The organism is Pseudomonas palmensis (assembly GCF_017848315.1).
Taxonomy (GTDB): domain Bacteria; phylum Pseudomonadota; class Gammaproteobacteria; order Pseudomonadales; family Pseudomonadaceae; genus Aquipseudomonas; species Aquipseudomonas palmensis.
Genome location: NZ_JAFKEC010000014.1, coordinates 98820 through 107767 on the forward strand (window position 1 = coordinate 98820; position 8948 = coordinate 107767).

General features: G+C 67.0%; 10 protein-coding genes. 2 read left to right on the forward strand and 8 right to left on the reverse strand.

Going from position 1 to position 8948, the window contains the following annotated elements; all coding sequences use genetic code 11:
- Nucleotides 1-4: 4 nt before the first annotated feature.
- Complete coding sequence (locus tag JZZ72_RS10825) at nucleotides 5-1108, forward strand: PepSY-associated TM helix domain-containing protein (protein ID WP_054915987.1); 1104 nt, start codon at nucleotides 5-7, stop codon at nucleotides 1106-1108.
- Nucleotides 1098-1277 carry a hypothetical protein gene (locus tag JZZ72_RS10830; protein WP_043863664.1) on the forward strand — a complete coding sequence of 60 codons (180 nt, stop codon included), beginning with the start codon at nucleotides 1098-1100 and terminating at the stop codon, nucleotides 1275-1277. The genes JZZ72_RS10825 and JZZ72_RS10830 overlap by 11 nt, the downstream gene beginning before the upstream one ends.
- A gap of 75 nt (nucleotides 1278-1352) precedes the next feature.
- Here JZZ72_RS10830 and JZZ72_RS10835 read toward each other — a convergent pair whose 3' ends face one another.
- The 8 genes from JZZ72_RS10835 to JZZ72_RS10870 all read right to left on the reverse strand — a co-directional run.
- Nucleotides 1353-2795: a lipopolysaccharide kinase InaA family protein gene (locus JZZ72_RS10835; RefSeq protein ID WP_043863663.1), complete on the reverse strand. Its 1443-nt coding sequence runs from the start codon at nucleotides 2793-2795 to the stop codon at nucleotides 1353-1355.
- Nucleotides 2795-3547, reverse strand: a complete 753-nt coding sequence (locus JZZ72_RS10840; protein WP_210014450.1) for a lipopolysaccharide kinase InaA family protein — start codon at nucleotides 3545-3547, stop codon at nucleotides 2795-2797. Before JZZ72_RS10840 ends, JZZ72_RS10835 begins: the two co-directional genes overlap by 1 nt.
- A complete protein-coding gene (locus JZZ72_RS10845) occupies nucleotides 3544-4278 on the reverse strand; it encodes a lipopolysaccharide kinase InaA family protein (RefSeq protein WP_043863661.1) in 735 nt (244 codons plus the stop codon). Before JZZ72_RS10845 ends, JZZ72_RS10840 begins: the two co-directional genes overlap by 4 nt.
- Nucleotides 4278-5084: a lipopolysaccharide core heptose(I) kinase RfaP gene (rfaP, locus tag JZZ72_RS10850; protein WP_116052355.1), complete on the reverse strand. Its 807-nt coding sequence runs from the start codon at nucleotides 5082-5084 to the stop codon at nucleotides 4278-4280. The genes JZZ72_RS10845 and rfaP overlap by 1 nt, the downstream gene beginning before the upstream one ends.
- Entirely contained in the window at nucleotides 5081-6205 is a 1125-nt protein-coding gene (locus tag JZZ72_RS10855; protein WP_210014451.1) for a glycosyltransferase family 4 protein, read from the reverse strand. Before JZZ72_RS10855 ends, rfaP begins: the two co-directional genes overlap by 4 nt.
- Entirely contained in the window at nucleotides 6205-7263 is a 1059-nt protein-coding gene (gene waaC / locus JZZ72_RS10860; RefSeq protein ID WP_054915991.1) for a lipopolysaccharide heptosyltransferase I, read from the reverse strand. Before waaC ends, JZZ72_RS10855 begins: the two co-directional genes overlap by 1 nt.
- Before the next feature lies 1 nt (nucleotide 7264).
- A complete protein-coding gene (gene waaF / locus JZZ72_RS10865) occupies nucleotides 7265-8314 on the reverse strand; it encodes a lipopolysaccharide heptosyltransferase II (protein ID WP_088514277.1) in 1050 nt (349 codons plus the stop codon).
- A gap of 163 nt (nucleotides 8315-8477) precedes the next feature.
- Nucleotides 8478-8948 (reverse strand): [protein-PII] uridylyltransferase family protein (locus tag JZZ72_RS10870; RefSeq protein ID WP_456291241.1); only part of this gene is annotated, 471 nt, incomplete at its 5' end.

Below are 8948 nucleotides of genomic sequence, written 5' to 3' on the forward strand. Positions count from 1 at the left end.
AACGATGAAGAGCCAAACCATACGTCGCTGGTCGTGGGTGCATACCTGGAGCAGCCTGGTGTGCACGCTGTTTCTGCTGTTGCTGGCACTGACCGGGCTGCCGCTGATCTTCCACCACGAGATCGACCACCTGCTGGGCGATGCGCCCGAGCTCAAGGTAATGCCGGCCGACACACCCAGACTCGACCTGCAGGCCCTGGTGCTCAAGGCCCAGGCCCATCGCCCGGGCGAGGTGATGCAGTACTTCGGCTGGGACGAGGACGACAGCAACGGCGTGATCGCGATCATGGCCGCCACCGCCGGTACCGAGCCCAACTCGTCGCACACCTTCATGCTCGACGGGCGTACTGGCGAGGTGGTGGAGATGCCCTCGGCCAACGGCGGCTTCATGCTGACCATGCTGCGCCTGCATGTGGACATGTTCGCCGGCTTGCCGGGGAAGCTGCTGCTGGCCTTCATGGGCCTGTTGTTCGTGGTGGCGATCATCTCCGGGGTGGTGCTGTACGCGCCATTCATGCGCAGGCTGAAGTTCGCCACGGTACGCCACGACAAATCGCGGCGCCTACGCTGGCTCGACCTGCACAACCTGATCGGCATCGTGACCCTGACCTGGGCGCTGGTGGTGGGCGTGACCGGGGTGATCAGCGCGCTGTCCGACCTGGTCATCGCCGCCTGGCGCAACGACAGCCTCAGCGCGATGATCGCACCGTACCGCGATGCACCGCCGCTGACCGCACTGGCCCCGGCCAGCCGTCTGCTGGACATTGCCGCCGAGGCGGCGCCGGGCATGCAGCCGGACTTCATCGCCTTCCCCGGCACGCGCTTTTCCAGCGAGCACCACTATGCGGTGTTCATGAAGGGCAGCACCCACCTGACCGCTCACCTGCTGACCCCGGTACTGATCGATGCCAGCACCCTGCAGGTGACGGCGATTGGCGAGCGGCCGTGGTACATGGACGCGATGGGCCTGTCGCAGCCGCTGCACTTTGGCGACTACGGCGGCCGGCCGATGCAGATTCTATGGGCGCTGCTGGATGTGCTGACGATCATCGTGCTCGGCAGCGGCGTGTATTTGTGGTGGGTGCGCAGGCGACGTGATGAAGCGTGAATCGAGGTTCTGGAAGGTGTTCGGCATGCCGGGCCTGATTGCCCTGCTGGGCGCAGTGGGGCTGTTCGCGGCGCTACTGGGGGATGGCCCGTGGGATGTGCTGGCGTGGGTGGGGCTGGCCCTGCCGGTGGGGTACAGCCTGCGAGGTTTTTGGCCGGCCGCGCGATAGTCTTGGCCGGCAAGGCCGGCGCCTGCAAGGTTTCACGTCGTCTACAGGAGCCGGCCTTGTCGGCGAAGGCGCAGGTCAGTCAGCCAGTTTCGGCAGGCACTCATCCAGCCGCTGGTGCAACGCACTGTCCGCCGGCCAGTTGCGCAACAACCGCGCCCGGTCACGGGCGAAGGCCTTGGCGAAACTGAGCTGGGTGGCGTGCTGGCACATCGCATCAAGGTCGATCAGCGACCATTGACCGTCCTGCCAGAACAGGTTGTGGCCCTTCAGGTCGCCGTGGCTGATGCGTTCGCCCATCAGCTGCTGCAACAGGGTCTGCAGCGCTTGCAGCTGCTCCTCTGGCACCTCGGCGCTGTCGACGTAGGGCGCAAAGCTCTCGATCAGGTCCGGCCCGTCGGCGTACTCGGTCACCAGGTACGCACGGCTGCGCAGCCCCAGCACGCGCTGCTCCAGCACCGCCAGCGGCCTGGGCGTGGCGATGCCGAGGAACTCCAGGCGATGCCCTTCGATCCACGAATGCCAGGCCCGGCTGGGGCGCCAGAAGCGCTTGAACCAGTGGGCGGTGTTCTTGATGTTGTAGCGCTTGAGCACCAGGCTGCGACCGCCCGCCTCGACCCGTGCCACGCTCGCCGCGCCGCCAGTCTTGTACAGGTGGCCCTGGTCGATCAGCGCGTCGGCCTGCTCCAGCACCGGCAGCATGGCCGCCACCTCCGATCGACGGATCGCGCGCAGGCCCGAGGCCCCGCGCTGCACGCTGAACAGCGTGCACTCGCGACCAGCCTTGTCCAGGTAGTCCTTCAGACGCCAGCTGCGCACCTTGTCGATCTGCTTCTGCAAGGCTTCCAGCGGCAGCGCATGCTCGCCGTTGACCAGCACGTAGTGCACCAGCAGTTCCTCGACGAAGGGCTCCAGGCGCTTGGGCAACTGCGCAAAGAATACCCCCAGGTTCTGCAGCACCTGCTGACGCGACAGCGGCTGGCCCGGGGTTTCGGCCTTCACCCCCGCGCCATCGATCAGGTACAGCTCCCCGCCATGGCGCAGCAGGTTGTCCAGGTGCAGGTCGGCCTGCCACAGGCCCTTGGCATGCATCTGCGCCACGGCGCGCAGGGCTTCGCCCAGCACTTCCTGCTGGGCATCGGCAAGCACCGGCAGGCCCTCGACCGCCGCCCAGGCATCCGCCAGGCTGTGGGCGTGCTCAAGAAATTCGAACAGCAGCCAGCCGCCCTCGCCTTCACGCAGGCCGTCGGCCAGCAGCAACGGCGTGGTCAGCCCCTGGCTGGCCAGCAGGCGCGCACCGTCCAGTTCGCGCTGGAAGTGGCGGGCGGCGCTGCTGCCCACCAGCAGCTTGGCCAGCACCGGCTTGCCACGCCAGATCCCGGCACCGACATACCGCTGCCCCGGCAGCACCCGCAGCAGGCTGAGCAGTTGCAGCTCGGCCGGCCCGGCGGCGTCGGCCAGGGCAATGCTCAATGGCAGTTGCGGGCTGCGCCCGGCGTCCTTGAGTTCAGACAAACGCATCAGCGGGCCTCTTTTTCACGACGGCGATGCAGCAGGCGCTGCAGCCAGGTATCCACCAGCGTACTGTCGGCCGGTTGCTCCAGGTAGGCGGCCAGCATCAGCCGTACATCGCTCTCGCTCCATGCGCCGGCACGACGCAGCAGCGGCTCCAGGTCCTTGAGGCGATCACGCTGGCCCAGCAGCAGCGGCCGGGTTTTCTCCAGGTCGATCAACTGCGCCTGCCAGCCTTCGCTGCGCTCGCGCAAAAAGATGTGCTTGGGGTAGAAGCAACCATGCACCTGCCCCGCCGCGTGCACCGTGCGGGCCAGTTCGCCACAGGCGCGCAGGATGCCCTGGCGTTGCTCCAGGGCCAGTTGCGGCCACTGCCCGAGCAGGTGGTCAAGATCGCTCCAGTCATCCAGCGCACGGGTCATCAGGATCGCGCGGCGCTCGCCGTCGACCCGGCGCTCGGCGTAGAACACCGCCTGCAAGGCCGGGATCTGCAGCTTCTGGTAGCGTTTGATGTTGCGAAACTCGCGGGCGAAGGTCGGCTCGCCGAAGGGGCTGTGCAGGGTGCGCGTGAGGTAGTCGCTCTGACGCTTGAGGTAGAACCCCTTGCCCTCCAGCTCCAGGCGGTACACGCGGCTCCAGCCGCCGCGCCCGGTGTTGGGCTCGTCCACGGCGTCCAGCTGCAGCGCCCACAGCGCCTCGAAGCTGTTCAGGCCGTGGCGTTCAAGCAGTTCAGCTTCGGCACTGGCCAGGAAATCACTCATTCGCGCCCCTCGAAAAACGTCACGACGTGCCGCACGCGGCGCTTGTCCGACGCGTTCAGGCGATCGCGACGGCGATATTGCAGGTAGAACCGCAGGCGCTGGGTGGCCGACAGGTGATACTTGGCCACCTTGTCCAGGCAGGCGAGGTCCTTGGTGATGCGATAGCGCAGCATGAAGCCGACCCAGAACGCACCGGTCGGGCAGTCGATGAAGAACAGCATGCCCTTGTCATCGACCAGCAGGTTGCGCCACTTGAGGTCGTTGTGGGTGAAGTGATGGTCGTGCATCACCCGCGTATGGCGGGCCAGCTGTCGGCTGACATGGTCGACCCAGCCGGCATCTGCCAGGCGCGGGTCGTTGCGCTTGGCCAGCGCCGAGAGGTCCTCGGTGCGCGGCAGCTCGCGGGTGATCATGGCGCCCCGGTGGAAGGCGAAGCCTCGCCGTTCCAGGCCGCAGGCCACCACCTCGGCGGTGGGGATGTCCCACTTGGCGAACTGCTTGAGGTTCTGCCACTCGGCCTTGATCCGCGGGCGCCCCAGGTAGCGGCGCAGGCCCTTGCCGGCGCCGGTGTAGCGCTTGACGTAGTAGTTCACCCCGCCGCGCTCCACGCGAATCACTTCGCTGAGCGGGTCGTGGGTGAGGCGTTCGCCCTTGAGCGCGAACACCGCGTCGATGCTGCCGAAATCCTGTGCCAGGGCCGCGTAGGCCGGCTCCAGTGTCCAACCCGCCATCAGAGCGCGTCCCCATACCGTTGTTTACGCTCGTAGAGCTTGTTTGCCTTGCCCTCCAGCCAGCGCAGCAAGGTGGCGTGCTCGGCCAGGATCTGGCGCAGCGGCTGCTGGAAGTAGCCGCGCAGAAAGCGCAGCTTGTCGCGTCGGGTCAGGCCGATGTCCAGCGCCGAGAAGTACAGCGCGGCCAGGTCCTTGTCGCGCCAGCGTCGGGAAATGCTGGCGCGGGTCTGGGCCCGGTGCAGGTCGATCACCGACAGCCTGAAGTCTTCCGGGGTTACCGGGCGGTCGGTGTGCAGCAGAAAGTGGCAGATGTAGCAGTCGCGGTGGTTGACCCCGGCGCGGTGCATCATGCCGGTCATGCGCGCCACCTCGGCGATCAGCGCACGCTTGAGACGCGGCGCCGGCGGCGTCCTGACCCAGTCGAGGCTGAAGTCCTCGAGGCTGACGGTGGGCGCCAGCTCCTCGGTGACGATGAACGAATGCTGGGTCGCCGGGTTGCTGCCGCGTTCGCCGTAGGCCACCGCGGTCATGGTCGGCACCCCGACTTGGTGCAGGCGCTGGATGGCCTGCCATTCCTGGCCGGCACCGAGCACCGGCAGCTTGGCGGTGAACAGGTTCTTGAAGATCTCGCCCCAGCCGATGCCGCGGTGGATCTTGACGAAATAACCGTTGCCCTCGACCTCGGTGCGCAGCGTGCGCCGGCCTTCCAGCTCGCGGTACACCTCGCCTTGCAGGGCCTCGACGGCGTCGAAGGCATCGCGCCCGGCCCACAGGCGCTTGAAGGGTTCAGCCAGTATCAGTTTCATGCGCGCTCCTGCGCCAGGATCACGTCGGCCGCATGCTGCGGCATGCTGTACAGGTCGGCGGTGTCGGCGAATGCCAGGCCGTTGCGGCCCCAGTCGGCACGCGCCGCATCGTCTTCGAGCATACGTTGCAGGTAGCGGTTGAGTTGCTCCTGCTCGAACGGCTCGTCGAGCACCAGGCCGGCATCGGCCTCAGCGATGTAATGGGCATAGCCGCACACTGCCGAAACCAGTACCGGCAACCCAGCCACCACGGCTTCGAGCAGCACGGTGCCGGTGTTCTCGTTGTAGGCCGGGTGGATCAGTGCGTCGGCCCCGAGCAGAAAGCGCGGGATATCGCTGCGGCCCTTGAGGAACTGCACCTGCTCGGTCAGCCCCAGGGTCGCGCTCTGCAGCTGGAACACCTTGGGGTCGTCCTGGCCGATGACCATCAGCCGGGTGCGCTTGCGCAGGCTGTTGGGCAAGGCGGCCAGCGCCTTGAGGCTGCGGTCCACGCCCTTGGTCTTGAAGCCCGAGCCGATCTGCACCAGCAGGCGCTCGTCGTCCGCCAGGTTGAACTCGCGGCGAAACTCGGCGCGGATCTCGGCGGCATTGGCCGGCGCCCGGCGGTCCTGGCTGATGCCCGGAGGCAGCAGGTGGAAGCGCTCGGCGGGGGTGTCGTAGTGCTTGACGAACAGCGGCTGCTGGACCTCGGAGATCATCAGGATCTGGGTCTTGGCTTCCTTGCCGAACACCGCACGCTCGTACTCGGCAAAGTGGCGGTAGCGGCCCCAGCGGCGGTACAGCGAATGGCGCAGGTTCTGCGCCTTGTCCTCGAAGCAGCCGTCGGCGGCGTAGTACACGTCCAGCCCCGGCATCTTGTTGAAGCCGATCAGGCGGTCGACCGGGCGCCTGGCCAGGTCGGCCTGCATCCAGTCGGTGAGCTTCTCGTTGCGCCGATGGTTGAACAGCGCCTTGACCGGCGCCACCAGCACTTCGAAGCCCTCGGGCACGTCGCCCTCCCAGATCAGGGTATACACCCGGATCTGGTGGCCACGGCGCTGGCACTCCAGGGCGATGCGCATGAAGTCACGCTGCAGGCCGCCGAAGGGGAAATACTTGTAGAGCACAAAGGCCAGTTGCATCAACGCACATCCTCTGCCCGCAGCAACGCGCTCAACTGGCTCGCCACACGCTCGGGGTTCAGGCGAGTGAAGCACAGCGGCCACTCGCGTTTGAGATCGAACCGGCGCCGGTCGTCGGCGCTCGGCTTGTAGGTGCACTTCTTCTGCAGGCACGGGGCGCAGGGGAAGTCACTGCCCAGGTGCACCTGGGCCTTGCCGTAGGCCCCGGTCAGGCCCGGGTTGGTAGGGCCGAACAGCGACAGGGTAGGCACATCGAGTGCCGCCGCCAGGTGCCCAAGGCCGGTGTCGACGGCCACGCAGGCCTTGGCGGCAGCCAGCACCCGGGCGACCCCGGCCAGGTTCAGCCTGGGCAGCACCTGGGCGTTCTTCAGGCCCTGGGCGATGCGCTCGGCGCGGGCCTTTTCGGCCGGGTTGCCCCATGGCAGGCAGATATGCAGGCCGGCACGGCCCAGGCGTTCGGCCAACTGGCGCCAGTACAGTTCGGGCCAGTGCTTGGTGTCCCAGGTGGTGCCATGCAGGAACACCACGTAGGGCTTGGTGGGTATCTCTTCCAGGCGCGAGCGATCCAAGCCGTAGTCACCCAGCCCCGAGGGCAGGTCGTAGCCCAGCGCCAGGGCGAACAGCTGGCGCACCCGCTCCACCGCATGCTGCCCGCGGGCCACCGACAGGCGCCGGTCGTAGAAGCGGCTGGCCAGCCCCTCGCGTGCCGAGTAGCGGTCCAGCCCGGCCACCGGCGCCTTGACGTAGCGGGTCAGCCAGGCGCTTTTCACCAGGCCCTGGGCGTCGATAACCAGGTCGTACTTGCGCTCGCGCAGGCGCTTCTTGAACTGGCGCCATTCGCCGTTCTTCAAGGTTTGCCAGAGGTTCTTGCGCCAGCGACGGATGGCCACCGGGATCACGTGATCGACCGCAGGGTGCCAGGTGGGGATTTCGGCGAAGCCTTCCTCGACCACCCAGTCGAAGCGGATGCCGGGAATGGCGTGCGCCGCGTCGGTCAGTGCCGGCAGCGCGTGGATGACATCCCCCAACGAGGAGGTCTTGATCAGCAGTACCCGCAACTTAATCGACCTCGACCGTGACGTCGACCAGCGACGGACCGTTGAGCCGCTGCAACGCCGAGGCCACCGCCTCCGGTTCCAGCAGACGCAGGCAATTGTAGTGGCCGAAGCGGCAGGTGCGGTCGAAGCACGGGCTGCATTCCAGCCCCAGGCGCACCACCTCGACCTGGTCGGCCAACGGTGGGGTGAAGCCCGGCGAGGTCGACCCGTACACCGCCACCAGCGGGCGATTGAGCGCTGCAGCCACGTGCATCAGCCCCGAATCGTTGGACACCACCGCATCGCTGCACGACAGCAGGTCGATCGCCTCGGCGAGCGAGGTCTCGCCGCTGAGGTTCACCGACTCTTCACGCAGGCCCGGGATCAGCCACTCGCGGATCGATTCACCCACCGCATGGTCGTTTTTGGAGCCGAACAGCCACACCTGCCAGCCTTCGCGAATCTTGATTTCCGCGACCTTGGCGTAATGCTCCGAGGGCCAGCGCTTGGCCTCGCCGAACTCGGCGCCGGGGCACAGCGCCAGCACCGGGCGGTCCAGGCTCAGGCCGAACTTGGCCAGCGCCGCATCGCGGCTGGCGGTCTCGATCTGCAGGCTGGGGCGCGGGTAGGGTTTGGGCAGCTCGGCACCGGCGGGGTAGCCCAGGGCCATGAAGCGCTCGATCATCAGCGGGTAGCGCGCCTTGTCGAGGGTGCGCACATCGTTGAGCAGGCCGTAGCGCAGCTCGCCACGCCAGCCGGTGCGCTGCGCGATACCGGCAAAGAACGGCACCAGCGCGGACTTGAGCGAATTGGGCAGCAGGATCGCCTGGTCGTACTGACCGGCCAGCGACTTGCCGATGCGCCGGCGCGTGGCCAGTTCCAGCGCGCCGTGGCCGAGCGGGAAGCTCAAGGCCTGGCGCACTTGGGGCATGCGCTCGAGGATCGGGCGGCTCCATTCGGGTGCCAGCACATCGATCACGCACGCGGGGTGACGCTGCTTCAGCACATGGAACAGCGTCTGCGCCATTACCATGTCGCCCACCCAACTGGGCCCAATGATCAAAATTCTCATGCTTTATCCAGAAACGATCAGGGAGGCTACAGCCTGTTTTCCAACAGCCTGGCCTCCCCTCTTTATAATCAGGCGTGGTGCGAACAGTGTACGCCACTCAGTGTAGGACGTGGTCGCCGCCGCTTCATTGCGCCGTATCGCCTGGTGGCTGTTCAGCCCGCGTTCAGGTCAACCCCAGCTCGCCCCAGATGCGCCGTACCTGCCGGCGCTCGTCGACGAACTGCCCGGCGTCGATCACCCCGGCCTGCTTCTGCAAGGCCTGGCGGTGCGCGGCGGAGCGGAAGGCCTTGTACACTTCACGCAACAAAATTGCATCGCTGGCCGGCATCAGCCCGACCTCCTCCAGCCCTTCGAGAATGCGGATGTTGTCGGTGTAGCGCAGCAGTGCCGGGTGCGTGTGGGACCAGGCCAGGGCCGCGTATTGCACCATAAATTCAATATCGACGATACCACCGGCATCCTGCTTGATATCGAAGGCAACCCCGCTGTCGAAGGCGTTGGGCCCAAGCCCGGCCTGGGTCGCCCGGGTGCCGAGGTTGTCGCGCATCTTGGCGCGCATGTCGCTGACTTCGGCCCGCAGCTTGTCCAGGTCGCGGGCCTGTCCCAGCACCTGTGCCCGCACCCCCTCGAAGGC

Coding starts and splice junctions, on each gene's coding strand:
- JZZ72_RS10845 (WP_043863661.1), bottom strand. CDS start 4,278: ATGGCGGGTTGGACACTGGAGCCGGCCTACGCGGCCCTGGCACAGGAT.
- JZZ72_RS10835 (WP_043863663.1), bottom strand. CDS start 2,795: ATGCGTTTGTCTGAACTCAAGGACGCCGGGCGCAGCCCGCAACTGCCA.
- JZZ72_RS10825 (WP_054915987.1), top strand. CDS start 5: ATGAAGAGCCAAACCATACGTCGCTGGTCGTGGGTGCATACCTGGAGC.
- waaF (WP_088514277.1), bottom strand. CDS start 8,314: ATGAGAATTTTGATCATTGGGCCCAGTTGGGTGGGCGACATGGTAATG.
- JZZ72_RS10830 (WP_043863664.1), top strand. CDS start 1,098: ATGAAGCGTGAATCGAGGTTCTGGAAGGTGTTCGGCATGCCGGGCCTG.
- JZZ72_RS10855 (WP_210014451.1), bottom strand. CDS start 6,205: ATGCAACTGGCCTTTGTGCTCTACAAGTATTTCCCCTTCGGCGGCCTG.
- rfaP (WP_116052355.1), bottom strand. CDS start 5,084: ATGAAACTGATACTGGCTGAACCCTTCAAGCGCCTGTGGGCCGGGCGC.
- JZZ72_RS10840 (WP_210014450.1), bottom strand. CDS start 3,547: ATGAGTGATTTCCTGGCCAGTGCCGAAGCTGAACTGCTTGAACGCCAC.